Source organism: Bacillus sp. FSL R7-0166 (assembly GCF_038008935.1).
GTDB classification, from domain to species: domain Bacteria; phylum Bacillota; class Bacilli; order Bacillales; family Bacillaceae; genus Bacillus; species Bacillus altitudinis.
Map to the genome: position 1 here is coordinate 1,185,974 of NZ_JBBPAC010000001.1, position 16,176 is coordinate 1,202,149.

Below are 16,176 nucleotides of genomic sequence, written 5' to 3' on the forward strand. Positions count from 1 at the left end.
GAAGCGGATTTATACTCATAGTAACCTCAACAAGATGAGAGAGGAAGAAGAGTATTGATAAAAAAAATATTTTATTTAGCCGCTTTATTTTTAGCTGCATTAAACTTGCGCCCAATCATTACATCCGTAGCTTCTATGATGAGCATGATTCAATCAGACCTTGGCGTTAGTGCACTCACGGCAAGTCTTTTAACCACTTTGCCGGTCTTGTGCATGGGAGTGTTTGCCCCTGTAGCAACGAAACTAAGCCGCCGGTTTGGATTAGAGAGAACTCTTTTTTTCTCGATTTTTCTTATCACAATTGCGACTGGACTGCGTGGTACAAGTCAAACGGTTACCATCCTTCTCATGACTGCTTTTGCAGGAGGAGTTGGAATTAGTTTTGCCGGACCATTGTTGTCTAGTTTTATTAAAAAGTATTTTCCGAAAAGTCCTGGGATTGTCAGTGTGTACTCTATATCGATGACAGTTGGCGCTGCACTTGCTTCGGGCTTGACCATTCCGATTTACCTTCGCAGTGAGCATAACCTTCCACTTGCGTTAGCCTGTTGGGCGGTTTTAGGCGTGATTGCACTGATTTTATGGCTCGGTCTAGCTCGTAAAAACCAACAAGCAGATCATGCAGATGTGCCGCTGAGATTACCGCTGCGAAACAAAAAAGCCATTCAATTCACCTTGTTCTTTGGCTTTATGTCTAGCATGTTCTATTCGTTAACAGCGTGGATTTCACCCATTGCGCTTGATTTTGGGAATAGTCCGCAGTATGCCGCCATGCTGCTTACGATATTTACGCTCATTCAGATTCCGGTGGCATTACTTGTTCCAGCAATCGTTAATCGTCTAGGAAAGCCGAAATTATTTCTGATCTTATGCAGTTTGTCAGAGCTGATTGGCCTCATATTCCTTCTACTGCCAATGCCGATCCTGCCAGCTGTTATTTTTCTAGGGATTGGAGCAGGTGGATTATTTCCTTTAGCGCTTATGCTGCCTATTATTGAAACGCGTACACCAGAAGAAGCCGGTACATGGTCCGCGATGTCACAGATGGGCGGGTACATCATGGGAGGATTTGGTCCATTTTTAATCGGTTTGATTTTCGATATCAGCGGACATTTTCAAGCTGCTATTGTCGCAATGCTCGCCATCGTGATGCTGATGATTGGCGTTCAGTTATCGATGAAGTTAGGAAAAAAACGTGAAGAGGTATCCAATTAAAGATCAATATACCGCTGCTTTTATATCATGACTCAATTGAAATCGCCATAGCCTATTCCTAAGTAGGCTATGGCGATTATTTTGCTCAATCTTTAAAAGATGCACCTGAATGAATTATCGTGAAAGAAATTTTTCAACTTTACGAGTGGCCATTTCTGCAGCCTCCATGATCATTTCACCTAATGTTGGGTGAGGATGAATCGTCATGGCTAAATCTTCTACTGTAGCACCAATTTCAATAGCGAGAGAAAGTTCTGATATAAGAGTAGATGCCTCTGCACCTACGATCTGTGCTCCTAAAATAAGGCCAGATTCAGCATGGGCCACAATCTTCACAAATCCTTCTGGTTCTTTTAATGCCAGTGCTCGACCATTAATAGAGAACATTGTTTTTCCAGTAACAGTCGGAATCGATTGTTGCTTGCAAGCCGTTTCGCTCAGTCCAACACTCGTCAATTCTGGGCTAGAAAACACAACAAGTGGGATCGCTTTATAATCGATCATCGAAGGTTTCCCGGCGATTGCCTCTGCTGCCACCTTCGCTTCATAGGAAGCTTTATGAGCCAGAGCAGGACCCTCGGTGATATCACCAATTGCATAAATGTGCGGAATGGAAGTTCTGCATTGTTCATCAATTTTAACTAGTCCGTTAGGGGTAATGGACAAACCGATAGAATGGATACCTAATGTTCCATCTGTATTCGGTTTTCTTCCGACAGTAATCAGTGCATAATCTGCTTTCAACGTGTAACTTTCTTTCTGTTTCTCATAATGAAGATCAATTCCGCTCATATGCTGCTCGGCACCTATGACGTTTGCTCCTGTAATCACGGTGATGTTATCTTCTTTCAATTGTCGAACAACAGGTGAGACAAGTTCACTTTCAAAACCAGGCAATACTTGATTGCCGCCTTCTAGAATGGTGACTTTTGATCCAAACCTTGCAAACATCTGTCCGAGTTCAACACCAATATATCCACCCCCAACTACGACAAGGCTTTTAGGGATTTCGGGAAGGGATAGTGCTTCAGTGGAAGACAATATACGACCTCCGAAAGGGAGTGATTTAATTTCAATTGGACGAGAGCCGGTTGCTAATATAAGGTATTTGAAGTTGATTCGTTTTTCACCTTTTTCGGCATGTTGAATCACCGCTGTATGCTGATCGAACAAGCTTGCCTCGCCTTCCAAAATAGTAACTCCCGCTGACTTTAACAAAAATTGGACGCCTCCAGCTTGTTTTTCCACAACAGCTTTTTTGAACGCTTGAGCTTCATTGAAAGAACCGCCTTCTTGAAAACCACCCCATTGTGTGCTGAGTTTGAACCGCTCTGCTTCTGCTATTAGCGCTTTAGAAGGGATACAGCCTACATGGGTGCATACGCCACCTAACTGATCACGTTCTACTATCGCTGTCTTCATGCCGAGATGAGCTGAACGTAATGCCGCCACGTAGCCCCCTGGACCTGATCCAATCACTAATGTATCTACTGTTTCTAAATGAATCATTTCTTGCACCTCCAATTTCAAAATATGATGATCATAATATATTATAGTCATCATATTTTAGTGAAGTCAATCCCATTTGAGTGAGGAAAGATGGATTTTAGTCAATTGACACAAGATAATATGATAATTATAATATTTTAATAAATACACTTAGATGAGTTAAAAGGAAGGAGAAAAGAGGATGCCTTATCCGAAAGGTCATAAGTCAAAAGTGAGAGAGCAGATCATCGCTAGTGCTGCACGAGCATTTCGAACAAATGGCGTCCGTAGTATCAGTTTGCCATACATTATGAAAGGGGCAGGTCTAACTCATGGAGGGTTTTACGCTCACTTTAAGAACAAGGATCAGTTGGTGATAGAGACTTTTCATTTTGCTATTACTGATACGATCAAGCTGCTGCAAAGTGTTGCAGATAAGAAAGCAGATCAGCCTCGAATTCAGACGATTATTGAATTTTATTTAAGTTCCGTTCACCGTGATCAGACGGAGATCGGCTGTATATTGCCTGCACTGGCAGGGGAGATTGCTCAATTATCGCAAGAGGTACGTAAAGCCTATACAGATGAATTGAAACGGTTTATGGCGTTTACAGCTGATACGGGAAACATAGATCTCTCTACCAGTTACGCACTAGTAAGCAGCATGATTGGTACAATTGCTCTTGCACGAGCTGTCAATGATTCGCAGTTCAGTGATCAATTGTTAATGGCAGGTAGAACACAGGCAAAACACATTTTAAATTCAAATTAAAAAACATAGGGGATGTTGCGATGTTGATTAGAGAAGCAAGCATAGAAGATTATCCACAATTAAGACAAATCTATTTAGAATCCCGACGTCAGAGCTTTCACTGGCTCAATACAGAAGAAATCAAACTGCAAGATTTTGATCAAGATACGCAGGAAGAGCAAATTTTCTTAGCTGAGGAGAGCAATAAAATCCTTGGATTCATCTCATTATATGTACCAGATCGTTTTATTCATCTCTTGTTTGTACATCCAGAAGCTGCTGGTCAAGGGGCTGGCGATCTGTTGCTGAAACATGCGATCAAAGTGCTCGGAACACCAGTCACCCTCAAATGTGTATCCGAAAATCACATAGCTTTGTCTTTTTATCAAAAAAGAGGATGGAAGGCTGTTGTAGAGGAGGGGGAGCCTGGGGCGAAGTACTGGGTGCTTATTTATGAATAGAAGTCATGTTATCTATCATTCACACGGCCCTTTATAGGGCTTTTTTGCGGTTTATTTTCGGTGTCGAATGATTCATAAAATGATAATATATGTCATTATAGGGAAAATAGAGGAAGGGGTAAGAGCTGATGGAGAAAGTGCTTTCTTCTCACGTCGGTTTGAAAATCAATGAATGGTATTATCATATTCAACGATTTAATGTACCGGACGCCGAAGCATATAAAGAAGAAATCAAATCAATGATTGATCATATGGAAGAGAATCAAGATTTATTATTGTATTTCTCACTCATGGAGTTCAGACATAAATTAATGCTAGATTACTTGAATCCTTTAGAAAATGGGAAAGAACGAGCGAACTTCAGGGAACTTGCAGTGAAGATAAAAAAAGATCAAGAGAAATTAACAGGATTGCTTGAGTATTACTTTAATTTTTTCTATGGGATGTATGAATTTGAAAACTACGAATACCTCAATGCGATTACCTTCTATAAGCGAGCAGAAAAAAAGCTGTCTCTTGTCAGCGACGATATTGAACGTGCCGAGTTCAATTACAAGATGGCGGAAATCTATTACCACATGAAACAAACCCACATGTCCATGCACCATATCGCACAGGCGATAGAATGTTACCGAGAAAAAGATACATACACAGTCAGAGAAATCCAGTGTTCTTTTGTCATTGGATTAAACTATATTGATATGGGCTGCCCCGAAAAAGCCATTCCACATTTTGAACGTGCGCTTGAACAAGCTGCCGATCACTCAACAAAAAGACTAAAAGGGTCAGCGCTCTATAATTTAGGGTTGAGTTATTTCCATCATGGTGACCTAGCACAAGCAATTGTTCACTTTAATGACTCGATTCGAGCATTTAAAGAGCAGGGGTACGAGCATTTAAATCGAATTTTAGACCCTCTCGTTATGTTATCAAAATCCTATTTTAAAAAGAACGAACAAGATCTAGGTACGTATGCATTACATAACGGTATAGAACTATCTGAAAAGCTGAAAGATCATGTGTTGTTACGTATCTTTACGTTTTTAAAATCACTATACGTTGACAACAATTTTGAACAACTAGAAAAAATTTCAGATTGGTTAGAGATGAAGTCCATGTATCCTGACCTTGAAGACTTAGCAAAAGATGCTGCAAAATATTATAATGAGATGGGAGATAAAGACAATGCGATGCATTTCTATGAAAAAATTCTTTATTTCCAAACTCAAGTAAAGCGGGGTGACTGTCAGTATGAAATTTAAAACGTTATCAGTAGTATGTGCAGTGATCAGTGTCATCAGTATTGTTAGTTATTTTACATCTGAAGTGACAGCAAGTCATGATGAAGCTAGGAGAGGTCATACGGCAAGTATCGGTTATACTGCTTAAATAAAAAGCCCCTTAAGGGCTTTTTATTTTAAGACGGTATATATGCTATGAATAAAGAATATTTTTCCCATAGAAAAGATATTGAGGAGGAAGTAAAATGACAATGTTAAAATCCAAATTATTTCGAAGGATTTTCATTATATTCTTTGCTTTAACCTTTATGATTAGCCTGTTTAATATGGCTGTATTTCCAGGGACGCCAGTGTCTTATTATGTTGGTCTGATTTGTAAGATGTTGTTAATCAGTTTGTTAAATGGTATGTTTTTCGGAACAATCTTCTATTTGATTGTCACCTTTCTTATCGCTAAAGATTTTAATCAAAATCAATAGTTAGCAAAGCATTCATGAATTTAACATTCTGATTGGCAGGCAGTATAAGCCGATACTAGAACAACAAAGATTCAAAAGTTCTCAAGTCTCATTTTTCATTCGCAAAACTCCACTATAAACTCATTCAAAATTTGAATTGCCAATGTAAATTTCTTTTTCGTCTTTATATCGATTCAATGTTGAATGTTGTTAATAATATGAGAATAGCTAGAAAAGTGTACCACATGAATAATGATTACTAGGGGGAATCATTATTCATGTGAGGCCTCTAAGTATGTGAAGCAAAAAAATCTGCCCTAATAAAGGGGGCAGATTTTTTTGCATTTTTACATTATTCGTAAACATAACAAGTGCCGCTTATAACAGTGACACATTCATAAGTATTAGAGTAAGACTTACCATTCGAATCTCTAAAGAAAACGGTGACGGTTGCTACTCCACTGCTATTGTAGCCATTCCATTGATATTGATAGCCATCATACTTGTCCCTAATAGGGATTAAATTCGAAGCGGCATCAGCAGGAATTGCAGAGAACATTAAAGCACCAGTGAAGAGAGTAGCTCCCACTATTTTTTTCATTTTTCCCTTAAACATTAAAACATCTCCCTTTTCCTTATTTTTCTATTAAACCAATGTTTAACAGATGCTTATAAGAATAGCACGTCTAGCAGGAGGAAAATGTCAAAAAATGTCTAAATAAATAAAAATTAAAAAAATATACATATTTAGGAATTGTTTGTTTTCGGCATGATTGAATTTTTTTCCTAAAAATGAATAAAGATAGACTACGCATAAAAGTGAACATGGATAAAGGGATGATTAAATTGATTAGGAGGAGAAATACATGCAAAAACTTTGCCGGGAAGTCTGGATTGAAGTCAATCTTGATGCGATTAAAAGAAATATCGAAGCCATTCAAGCGCATATTCCAAAGAAGAGTAAGATCATGGCCGTCGTGAAGGCGAATGCTTATGGACACGGTTCAGTGGAGGTAGCGCGGCAGGCACTAGAAAGCGGTGCGACGGAGCTCGCAGTTGCTAGCTTAGAGGAAGGTATTGTGCTGCGAAGAGCAAAAATTGAAGCGCCGATTTTGGTTCTTGGATTTACACCGCTCGACTGTGTGAAAAGGGCCGCAGCCTGGAGAATCGACCTCTCCGGCCTTCGAGAAGACTGGATTGCTCAAGCAAATGAGATCTTATCGGAAGAAGAAAGCCAGCGCCGGCTTGGGATTCATGTCAATGTTGACACGGGGATGGGGCGATTAGGTGTACGGACAAAGGAAGAGCTGTTAGCGGTGGTGAAGGCGCTTGAAAAGAGTGAACACCTGAGGTGGGATGGAATATTTACGCATTTCTCTACTGCGGATGAGCCTGATCCTGATTTTACGTTGCTTCAGCACAGCATCTTCATTGATTTTCTTCGGTTTTTGAAAGAAGAAGGGATCAAACTGCCGACCGTACATATGAACAATACAGCTGCTTCGATTGCGTTTCCTGAATTTAGTGCCGATATGATCCGGCTTGGTATCGGACTTTATGGATTGTATCCCTCGCAATATATTCAAAGCTTAGACGCTGTTCAATTGGAACCGGCACTAAGCTTAAAGGCAAGAATTGCTTTTGTAAAAGAAATGGTTACAAAACCTAGGACGGTCAGCTATGGGGCAACCTATGTGGCAAAGCCTGACGAAGTCATTGCGACCATACCGATTGGCTATGCAGATGGGTACTCACGTGCTTTATCCAATCGAGGGTTTATGCTTTTCCGCGGAGAAAGAATGCCGATTGCGGGCCGAGTTACAATGGATATGACGATGATCAGTTTAGGAGAGATGAAAGCAAAGCAAGGTGAGGAAGTCGTCATTTATGGCCGTCAAAAGGGCGGAGAAATTTCTGTTGATGAAATTGCTGAAATGCTCAATACGATTAACTACGAAGTTGTCGCGACCTTAAGCCGCCGAGTCCCAAGGTTTTATCGTCGAGGCGGGAAGATTATTAAAATATCGACGCCGGTGATGTATGTGTGAAGGTAAGGAGAGCATGAAAGTCCAAAAATCCCCCTTTATATGGAAAGGGGGATTTTGAGTTTCATGTCTCATTACGACTTAAGCTCGATACTCTTTATCTAAAATAAGAATTGGTTTAATCGTAGATCCATTTTTAGAATCTTCAAAGGCTTGTTCAATCTCTTCTAATTCGTAGAATTTTGCTAGTTTCTCAACTGGGAATTGTCCATTTTTAAAGAACTTGACTAGTTTAGGAATGAATAGTTGAGGAACGGCATCTCCTTCTATCACACCTTTTAACGTGAGCGCATTGAGCATGAGATCATTTGTCACATTAAACGTTAAATCGCGCTTTCCTACTGCTACTGTTGCACAAGTTCCTTTGACACGTAGGCAGTGAAGGGCAGCTAGCGTGACTTCTGGTACTCCAGTTGTTTCAAATGAGTAATGTGCCCCTTTTCCTTCTGTGATTTCCTTGATTTTTTCAGTTGGATTCTCATGTTTACTGTTGATGACATGTGTTGCACCTAATTCTTTTGCTAATTCAAGGCGGCTATCATGGATATCAACGGCAATAATCGGATCACAGCCTGCAATTTTTGCTGCCATTAACCCACTTAAACCAACAGCGCCTGTACCGAACACAACAAAGCTTGTACCTGGAGCTGGAGCAAGAGAATTTAAGACAGTACCGCTCCCAGTCATTAAGCCGCAACCAAATGGTCCTAAATAACGTAAATCAGTTTCTTTGTCTACTTTCACCACATTTTTCTCATCAACCGTTGCATATGTACCAAATGACGATTGACCAAAAAATTGTGATACATCTTGATGCTCATGTGTATGGATAGGCGTTTCATTATGTTTATTACGACCAGAAAAATTTAGTGGAATCATGTTTTCACATCCACCAGCGTTCCCGTCAAGACAATTATGGCAATGACCGCAATAAGCGAAACCTAGTACAACGTGGTCTCCTTCTTGAACGGTTGTGACATTAGAACCTGCTTTTACGACAATACCAGAGCCTTCATGTCCTAATAAAGCAGGACGTGGGACAGGAAGCGTGCCATCTAATACAGTGGCATCCGTATGACAAACGCCAGATGCAACGATTTTGACAAGCACTTCATCTGCTTTTGGATCATCTAGTAATAGTGTTTGTTTCTCGAAATCTTTTTCATTTGTTGTGACCATCGCTTGAATTTCCATATCATGTGCCCTCACTTTTTGTATAGTATGATATTCTGAAGAAAGGTTAGATCAAATGTCACAAAAAATTCATTTCTTTATGACTAAGTTGATTGTAGGACGAAAGATTTTCCGTTTCAATCAGCAAAAAAAATTTTTTGTATAGGTTTTCAACACAAATGAATTTATGTATCTCTAATCAACATTTTTTAAAAAGTGTCTAAAGGAGGGGCCCATGATCAAAAAAGAGGATCGCCGTGTTGAGCGAACAAAAGAAACACTTCGTCAAACATTCAAAATACTAGTAAAAGAAAAAGGATATTCGCATGTAAAAGTGAAGGATATTGTGGAAAAGGCAAACTATAATCGGACGACGTTTTATGTGCATTATGAAAGTAAAGATGAATTAGCAGCAGATGTTATTCACCGGGAAATGATCGATTTCGAATATGAATTTTGTAAGCCGACTCGTGAAAATCCACTGTTGGATTTAACTCGCATGAAACCAGAAGGCACTGATGTATTTCAATATATCGTTGAAAATCGCGACTATTATGATTTATTAGTGATGGAAGACCGAATTCCACACATACAAGAACAATTGCTTAAGAAAATACAATATATTTTCCAAAATAGAATGTCGTTTGTGAGTGATCAGTATGCAGAAATCAACGACAGTTATTTTGTCCAGTATCGTTCATACGGCATCTTTGGTTTTATCATTGAATGGATCAGAAATGACTACAATGCATCTCCCTCAGAAATGGCACGCCGCATTATCAATTTATTATATATTCAATCCTCACTTATGATTCAGTTGAAAGATGAAGAAGCGATTATGAAAAGGTAATGTCATATAAAATTGATATATGTAGAAAGATATTAATAGAAATAAGTGCGCCCTAAATTTATGACAGGCACAACGGTGAAATTTAAATTTTATTACAAATATGTCGATAAAAGGAGGGAAATTTAAGAGATGGAGGAAAGAAACGATGAAAAAAGGATTATTTTTAGTGTTTTTAGCCATTTTTATGATGGTCACAATTCATCCGTTAAATGCTCATGCAGCTGAGACAAATGGTTGGACGAAGCGAGCGGACTTACCGGAAGAGCGTATCGGAGCAAGTGTAGGTGTAGTTGACGGAAAAATATATGTATTCGGTGGAGCTAGCCAGCAGTCTAAGTTCAATGATTCAACATATATGTATGATCCTAAAACTGATTCGTGGACAGAAAAATCAGCTATGCCAAGGTCAAGAACAGGTGCTGCTTATGCGACAGTAGATAAAAAAATCTATGTCATTGGCGGTCTCTATGAAACGACTAAAACAGTTCATAGAACTATGGATGTTTATGATACAGAACTTGACCAATGGACAGAAGAATCAATTAAGATGCCTGATAAATTTATTTATAAATCCTATACAACAGGTGCCTTACGAGCTGTTACAGTTGGAGAAAAGATTTATATCGTATCCTCTTTATCATCCTATAAAGAAAATTTTTATTCTTATGATACGGTAAGTGGAGAGTGGGAATCTTTAGATAGTTCCCTATTAGTGAATCACCAAGGTAGAAGTATTTCAGAAATAAATGGGAAAATATATATTGCTGGTGGTGAGGCTAATGTTAGCCGAGGGAAAGATAAAGACATTTTAGAATATGATAGGTCGCTAGGGAAGTGGCAACGCTTAAAGGATGTTCAATTAAATTCTTTTGCCTATGAAGCTGCATTTGCGACATATAATCATAAACTATTTATCATTGGTGGACAGCAAATTGGAGATAGATCTAGCAAATTATTAAAACAAGTTCAAATATTTGATCCAAAAACTAGTCAAGTTAAAGATTCTTTATATGAAATCCCTGAAGGTAGAGTTGGATCTGTGGCAGTTATTGCTGATGATCAATTATATGTTATTGGTGGAAGAGACTATGCTGAATCAATTGGTAGTCATTCTGTCAAAAACAATTTTAAATCTGTTATCTCTATTCCATTAAAAGATCTGCAAAAAGTGTCAACGGATCAGGAGGAAACAAAACCAGATGATGGTACAACCGAAGAGCCGAAAGATCAGGACGGGACAAATCCAGGTGATGGCACAACAGAAGAACCTAAAGATCAGGACGGGACAAATCCAGGTGATGGCACAACAGAAGAGCCAAAAGATCAGGACGGAACAAAACCTGGTGATGGGTCAACCGAAGAACCGAAAGATCAGGATGGAACAAAGCCTGGGGAAGAATCAACAAAAGGTATACTTTCAATTACTATGATAAACGGACTGCAAAAGGATTATCTGCTCTCAATGAAAGAAATCAACAATTTTCTTAACTGGTACAAAGAAAGAAGCTTTGGAATTGGGATGAACTTCTATGAAATCAATGATGAACACAATAAAGGACCTTTCACAAGTAAGAAGGATTACGTAGTGTACCAAAATATTTTGATGTTTGATATCAAGCAATATTGATAAAATGAAAGCTGCTGATAATAGATCAGCAGTTTTTTATATTTTACATAATTTTTAAATTTAGTATTAATATCATAAAAAAACAAGATATTTTTTAAAAAATCTGCTAAACATCCCATAACCACGTCCGATAATAGAATTGTCAGGGTTGATAAGCCCTAGAACGAAGGACTTTTTTCAGACAAGGACGTCTGTCAGGTCCCACATACATGGAGGTAATAGGAAATGAGAATTAACCACAATATCGCAGCACTTAACACATTAAACCGTTTATCTGCAAACAACGGTGCGAGCCAAAAGAACATGGAGAAACTTTCTTCTGGTCTTAAAATCAACCGTGCAGGAGATGACGCAGCAGGTCTTGCAATCTCTGAAAAAATGCGTGGACAAATCCGCGGATTAGAAATGGCATCTAAAAACGCACAAGACGGTATCTCTCTTATCCAAACAGCTGAAGGTGCATTGACTGAAACTCATGCAATCCTTCAACGTATGCGTGAACTAACTGTTCAAGCAGGTAACACTGGTACTCAACAAACTGAAGATTTAACTGCTATTAAAGAGGAAATGGATGCACTTGTTGAAGAGATCGATGGGATTTCTAATCGTACTGAGTTTAACGGAAAAAAATTATTAGATGGTACTGAAACTGCTGGATTCACATTCCAAATTGGTGCTAACGCCACTCAAAATATCAACGTTACTATTAGTAGCATGGATGCTACTACTTTAGGCGTAAATGCTATTGATGTTTCAGCTGCTGCTTTCAGTTTTGACACAGAAATCGCAAAAATCGATACAGCAATTAAAAGTGTATCTTCAGAGCGTTCTAAACTTGGTGCAGTTCAAAACCGTTTAGAGCACACAATCAACAACCTTGGTGCTTCTGGTGAAAACTTAACAGCTGCTGAGTCTCGTATCCGTGACGTTGACATGGCGAAAGAAATGAGTGAGTTCACGAAGAACAACATTCTTTCTCAAGCGTCTCAAGCAATGCTTGCACAAGCGAATCAACAGCCACAAAACGTACTTCAATTACTACGTTAATGAAGAGCCCCTTTTTAAGGGGCTTTTGTTTAAATAAAATTTAAACTTTATAAAGTTAATTTAGATACGAATACTTAGTAAATTTAATTTGTAAATAAGACTAAAGATGTGAAAAAGCTAAACTTTCTTTAGAATCAGCCGATATTTTAAATGTCAGGGCATGTAAACCCTAGAACAAAGGACTTTTTTCAGACAAGGACGTCTGTCAGGTCCCATATACATGGAGGTAATAGGAAATGAGAATTAACCACAATATCGCAGCACTTAACACATTAAACCGTTTGTCTGCAAACAACGGTGCGAGCCAAAAGAACATGGAGAAACTTTCTTCTGGTCTTAAAATCAACCGTGCAGGAGATGACGCAGCAGGTCTTGCAATCTCTGAAAAAATGCGTGGACAAATCCGCGGATTAGAAATGGCTTCTAAAAACGCACAAGACGGTATCTCTCTTATCCAAACAGCTGAAGGTGCATTAACTGAAACTCATGCGATTCTTCAACGTATGCGTGAACTAACTGTTCAAGCAGGTAACACTGGTACTCAACAAACTGAAGATTTAACTGCTATTAAAGATGAGATGGATGCATTAATCGAAGAGATTGATGGGATTGGTGACCGTACTCAATTCAACGGTAAAACTCTTCTAGATGGTTCTTTTGCTCAAGGAACAGCTGATCTTGTTTTTCAAATTGGAGCAAATTCTGGTCAACAATTGACTGTAAATATTGACAGTATGAAATCTGCTGATTTAGGAACTACTGTTGCAATTAGTGCTATCGATGTAACTGATTTTGCTACTACATCTTTTGACGATCAACTTAAAGGAATTGATGAAGCAATCAATCAAGTGTCATCTCAACGTGCTAAACTTGGTGCAGTCCAAAACCGTCTAGAGCACACAATCAACAACCTTGGTGCTTCTGGTGAAAACTTAACAGCTGCTGAGTCTCGTATCCGTGACGTTGACATGGCGAAAGAAATGAGTGAGTTCACGAAGAACAACATTCTTTCTCAAGCTTCTCAAGCAATGCTTGCACAAGCGAACCAACAGCCACAAAACGTACTTCAATTACTACGTTAATGAAAGGCCCCTTGATGGGGCTTTTTTTATGCTCTTTTTTCTTCGTTTTTTCTCCTTAATTATGATTCTTAAATCCCTCTGATAAATCATGAAAAATGACCTTTAAATTTGGCATACTCTAGCGAAACAATCATAATGAATAAGACTTTTTCCTTATTTATTCCTTTTTTGTTAAACATATTCCATTAAAGATCGATAAATGGATTGTAAGGCTTACAAAAAAATTCTAATTTAGAACTTTTGGACATGGATGTCTAATTGGTTCAAACACATGGAGGTAATAGGAAATGAGAATTAACCACAATATCGCAGCACTTAACACATTAAACCGTTTGTCTGCAAACAATGGGGCAGGACAAAAGAACATGGAGAAGCTTTCTTCTGGTCTTCGTATCAACCGTGCAGGAGATGACGCAGCGGGTCTTGCGATCTCTGAAAAAATGCGTGGACAAATCCGCGGATTAGAAATGGCATCTAAAAACGCACAAGATGGTATTTCTCTTATTCAAACCGCTGAAGGTGCATTAACTGAAACTCATGCGATTCTTCAACGTATGCGTGAATTGACAGTTCAAGCGGGTAACGTTGGTACACAGCAGACAGAAGATTTAACGGCGATTCAAGAAGAACTTACTGCTTTGGTTGATGAAATTGATGGGATTTCTCAGCGTACAGCATTTAACGGAAAGAATCTATTAGATGGTAGTGTAGAGGATGGATTCCAATTTCAAATTGGAGCGAACATTGAGCAAAATATCAACGTAAAGATCGGCAAAATGGACGCTGAAACATTGACTGTCAAAGATATTAAAGTGAATGAAGATGGTTTTGACTTTGACGTTGAAGTAGCAAAAATCGATGCTGCAATCGGTGCGGTATCTAAACAACGTTCAGCACTTGGTGCAGTCCAAAACCGTCTAGAGCACACAATCAACAACCTTGGTGCTTCTGCTGAAAACTTAACAGCTGCTGAGTCTCGTATTCGTGACGTTGACATGGCGAAAGAAATGAGTGAGTTCACAAAGAACAACATTCTTTCTCAAGCTTCTCAAGCAATGCTTGCACAAGCGAACCAACAGCCACAAAACGTACTTCAATTATTACGTTAATTAAAAGCCCCCTTTGAGGGGCTTTTTTTATGTTGATTTTAGCAACAGATGTAATTGAAAATCTGGAACAGCTTCATAGAAGAAAGCTCGATTTAATTCATCATTCTTTTGATCCCACCTATGCCACCAGTGGCCGACCTCACCAGTGGAGTCAGCTTGAATCATGTCTTGCAGCTGCTCTAGGTTGATGATTTTTCTCGGTTCTATTAAGAATGAATGCATACGATGATACGCCTCAAGGCATTTAGGTTGTTTTGTTTGAACGGCATATTGTACATAATAATTGAAAAATTCTTGTACAAATGTCAGATGGGGAATGGGGGTTCCTTTTAATTCGACGCCTTCCCATGCCATATCCGCAATCGCACAAAGCCACCAGCCAAGCTCATTGGCGTGCTGCATTTGTTGTAAGGTGTTTTTTTCAAAAAACATAAGCTCATTTTCTTGTGCTTGTTTGAGCATACGCTCAAGTGTCTGTGCCTCAAGAGCTGCCTTTGTCATTCCCTGACCATGTATGGGATCTAATGTGCATAAGGCATCACCCATGACCAATAAGCCGCTTGGCCAATCTTCCATTTGTTCATAGTGGTTTCTGACACAAGCCGGAACTCTAAATCCTTTTGGTTTCGTATAGGGAATTAAATGAGTGATGGCTTCTGCTATCGAGGGATTGGTCAGCCTAGCGGTCTCTGCATCAAACTGATCAGCGTCTGTTGTTGGATAATGAGAATCGCCAGCTGCTGAGAGAAGAACCGCTACTAAATCATGATCTACTCGTTCAAACAGTCCTGTTGGAATTTTCTTCTTTGGCTGTCCAACGATGACCATTGGTTCCAGATTCGGTGCCTCAGGTGGTATTTGGTAGTATCTTGTGCTATAGCCAAGAGACACGATTAGCTCATCTGTCTGCGGCAAGGTTCGCCCTGCGCTTTTCAGCCATTTTGGCAATTTAGACATTCTTCCAGACGTATCAATGACTAAGTCCGCACTCATCTTGTTGATGATTCCAGGCTTTATTCTCCGATCTTTGACCTGTAATCCACTCACTTTAGTCGTTTCTTCTTCAAAAAAAAGAGCGATCGCTTCATGTTTTTCTAAAAATTGAACACGTTCCTCACGTAATATTCTTTGCATCAGCACCCACTCTAGCATGGCACGTCGTGTGACAGCTGTTTCTTCAGTATCCGTAAGTACTAACTCGCCATCTTTTGTCAAAAATCGAGATGTCTGATGCCATGTGTTGTACCCGCCCATTTCGAGTAATTCTTTTGTATAACCAGGAAATAGACGTTCCACTATTTGTTTGCCTAGTGGCAGCATTCTATGTGGATGAAAAGCTTGAGGCGTGCCAAGACGATTCTCAGGAGCGTCTGGCAATTCGTCCTTTTCAATAATCAATACTTCAAGGTAAAAACTTGATAAAACCTTTGCAGCGAGCATTCCTGTTATTCCGCCTCCGATGACGATCGCCCGCTCATACTTCATGGGTTGTGTCACAACATGCGCCTCCAGTGAATATATAAAATGGTTACATGACCATTTCATCATATGTTGATTTTCTAAGTATAGCAAATTCTTGTTTTTTTGAATATAGAAAGGAATTGGCATACTTTTTACTCGTAAATATGA

General features: G+C 39.1%; 14 protein-coding genes. 10 read left to right on the forward strand and 4 right to left on the reverse strand.

What is annotated here, in order from left to right:
- The first annotated feature begins 54 nt into the window (after positions 1 to 54).
- Positions 55 to 1,215 (forward strand): MFS transporter, encoded by a 1,161-nt coding sequence (locus tag NST01_RS06045; protein WP_412055006.1) that lies wholly within the window; start codon positions 55 to 57, stop codon positions 1,213 to 1,215.
- Positions 1,216 to 1,329: 114 nt separating this feature from the next.
- Here the strand turns inward: NST01_RS06045 and lpdA are convergent, their stop codons facing one another.
- Positions 1,330 to 2,724 carry a dihydrolipoyl dehydrogenase gene (lpdA, locus tag NST01_RS06050; protein ID WP_341041661.1) on the reverse strand — a complete coding sequence of 465 codons (1,395 nt, stop codon included), beginning with the start codon at positions 2,722 to 2,724 and terminating at the stop codon, positions 1,330 to 1,332.
- Between the two features lie 181 nt (positions 2,725 to 2,905).
- On the opposite strand from lpdA, the gene NST01_RS06055 reads away from it, so the two are divergent.
- The 3 genes from NST01_RS06055 (at position 2,906) to NST01_RS06065 (ending at position 5,177) form a co-directional block, all read left to right on the forward strand.
- Complete coding sequence (locus tag NST01_RS06055; protein WP_341041662.1) at positions 2,906 to 3,475, forward strand: TetR/AcrR family transcriptional regulator; 570 nt, start codon at positions 2,906 to 2,908, stop codon at positions 3,473 to 3,475.
- Between the two features lie 20 nt (positions 3,476 to 3,495).
- The gene (locus NST01_RS06060) at positions 3,496 to 3,915 is read left to right on the forward strand and encodes a GNAT family N-acetyltransferase (protein WP_341041663.1); all 420 of its coding nucleotides are present in this window, start codon (positions 3,496 to 3,498) and stop codon (positions 3,913 to 3,915) included.
- Between the two features lie 128 nt (positions 3,916 to 4,043).
- Entirely contained in the window at positions 4,044 to 5,177 is a 1,134-nt protein-coding gene (locus NST01_RS06065; RefSeq protein ID WP_136944435.1) for a response regulator aspartate phosphatase, read from the forward strand.
- A gap of 789 nt (positions 5,178 to 5,966) precedes the next feature.
- Here the strand turns inward: NST01_RS06065 and NST01_RS06070 are convergent.
- Complete coding sequence (locus NST01_RS06070; RefSeq protein WP_024720168.1) at positions 5,967 to 6,230, reverse strand: hypothetical protein; 264 nt, start codon at positions 6,228 to 6,230, stop codon at positions 5,967 to 5,969.
- Positions 6,231 to 6,480: 250 nt separating this feature from the next.
- On the opposite strand from NST01_RS06070, the gene alr reads away from it, so the two are divergent.
- Positions 6,481 to 7,662, forward strand: a complete 1,182-nt coding sequence (gene alr, locus NST01_RS06075) for an alanine racemase (RefSeq protein WP_341041665.1) — start codon at positions 6,481 to 6,483, stop codon at positions 7,660 to 7,662.
- Positions 7,663 to 7,740: 78 nt separating this feature from the next.
- Here the strand turns inward: alr and NST01_RS06080 are convergent, their stop codons facing one another.
- Positions 7,741 to 8,853 carry an NAD(P)-dependent alcohol dehydrogenase gene (locus tag NST01_RS06080; RefSeq protein ID WP_341041666.1) on the reverse strand — a complete coding sequence of 371 codons (1,113 nt, stop codon included), beginning with the start codon at positions 8,851 to 8,853 and terminating at the stop codon, positions 7,741 to 7,743.
- A 214-nt stretch (positions 8,854 to 9,067) separates the two neighbouring features.
- Between NST01_RS06080 and NST01_RS06085 the strand changes: the two genes are divergently transcribed.
- The 5 genes from NST01_RS06085 to hag (NST01_RS06105) all read left to right on the forward strand — a co-directional run bounded on the left by NST01_RS06085 (position 9,068) and on the right by hag (NST01_RS06105) (position 14,547).
- Entirely contained in the window at positions 9,068 to 9,682 is a 615-nt protein-coding gene (locus tag NST01_RS06085; protein ID WP_341041667.1) for a TetR/AcrR family transcriptional regulator, read from the forward strand.
- Positions 9,683 to 9,827: 145 nt separating this feature from the next.
- Positions 9,828 to 11,309, forward strand: a complete 1,482-nt coding sequence (locus NST01_RS06090; protein ID WP_025207192.1) for a Kelch repeat-containing protein — start codon at positions 9,828 to 9,830, stop codon at positions 11,307 to 11,309.
- Positions 11,310 to 11,534: 225 nt separating this feature from the next.
- Positions 11,535 to 12,356, forward strand: coding sequence for a flagellin Hag (gene hag / locus NST01_RS06095; RefSeq protein WP_025207193.1), 822 nt, complete (start codon positions 11,535 to 11,537; stop codon positions 12,354 to 12,356).
- Positions 12,357 to 12,592: 236 nt separating this feature from the next.
- Complete coding sequence (gene hag / locus NST01_RS06100; RefSeq protein ID WP_025207194.1) at positions 12,593 to 13,438, forward strand: flagellin Hag; 846 nt, start codon at positions 12,593 to 12,595, stop codon at positions 13,436 to 13,438.
- Positions 13,439 to 13,725: 287 nt separating this feature from the next.
- Positions 13,726 to 14,547, forward strand: a complete 822-nt coding sequence (hag, locus tag NST01_RS06105; protein ID WP_025207195.1) for a flagellin Hag — start codon at positions 13,726 to 13,728, stop codon at positions 14,545 to 14,547.
- Between the two features lie 27 nt (positions 14,548 to 14,574).
- Here the strand turns inward: hag (NST01_RS06105) and NST01_RS06110 are convergent, their stop codons facing one another.
- Positions 14,575 to 16,044, reverse strand: a complete 1,470-nt coding sequence (locus NST01_RS06110; RefSeq protein ID WP_249476628.1) for an NAD(P)/FAD-dependent oxidoreductase — start codon at positions 16,042 to 16,044, stop codon at positions 14,575 to 14,577.
- Positions 16,045 to 16,176 lie beyond the last annotated feature (132 nt).

Excerpts from the sequence above, each read along its gene's own strand:
- hag (WP_025207195.1), top strand. The coding sequence starts at position 13,726 with ATGAGAATTAACCACAATATCGCAGCACTTAACACATTAAACCGTTTG.
- NST01_RS06055 (WP_341041662.1), top strand. The coding sequence starts at position 2,906 with ATGCCTTATCCGAAAGGTCATAAGTCAAAAGTGAGAGAGCAGATCATC.
- lpdA (WP_341041661.1), bottom strand. The coding sequence starts at position 2,724 with ATGATTCATTTAGAAACAGTAGATACATTAGTGATTGGATCAGGTCCA.
- NST01_RS06085 (WP_341041667.1), top strand. The coding sequence starts at position 9,068 with ATGATCAAAAAAGAGGATCGCCGTGTTGAGCGAACAAAAGAAACACTT.
- NST01_RS06070 (WP_024720168.1), bottom strand. The coding sequence starts at position 6,230 with ATGTTTAAGGGAAAAATGAAAAAAATAGTGGGAGCTACTCTCTTCACT.
- alr (WP_341041665.1), top strand. The coding sequence starts at position 6,481 with ATGCAAAAACTTTGCCGGGAAGTCTGGATTGAAGTCAATCTTGATGCG.
- NST01_RS06060 (WP_341041663.1), top strand. The coding sequence starts at position 3,496 with ATGTTGATTAGAGAAGCAAGCATAGAAGATTATCCACAATTAAGACAA.
- hag (WP_025207193.1), top strand. The coding sequence starts at position 11,535 with ATGAGAATTAACCACAATATCGCAGCACTTAACACATTAAACCGTTTA.
- NST01_RS06080 (WP_341041666.1), bottom strand. The coding sequence starts at position 8,853 with ATGGAAATTCAAGCGATGGTCACAACAAATGAAAAAGATTTCGAGAAA.
- NST01_RS06065 (WP_136944435.1), top strand. The coding sequence starts at position 4,044 with ATGGAGAAAGTGCTTTCTTCTCACGTCGGTTTGAAAATCAATGAATGG.
- hag (WP_025207194.1), top strand. The coding sequence starts at position 12,593 with ATGAGAATTAACCACAATATCGCAGCACTTAACACATTAAACCGTTTG.
- NST01_RS06090 (WP_025207192.1), top strand. The coding sequence starts at position 9,828 with ATGAAAAAAGGATTATTTTTAGTGTTTTTAGCCATTTTTATGATGGTC.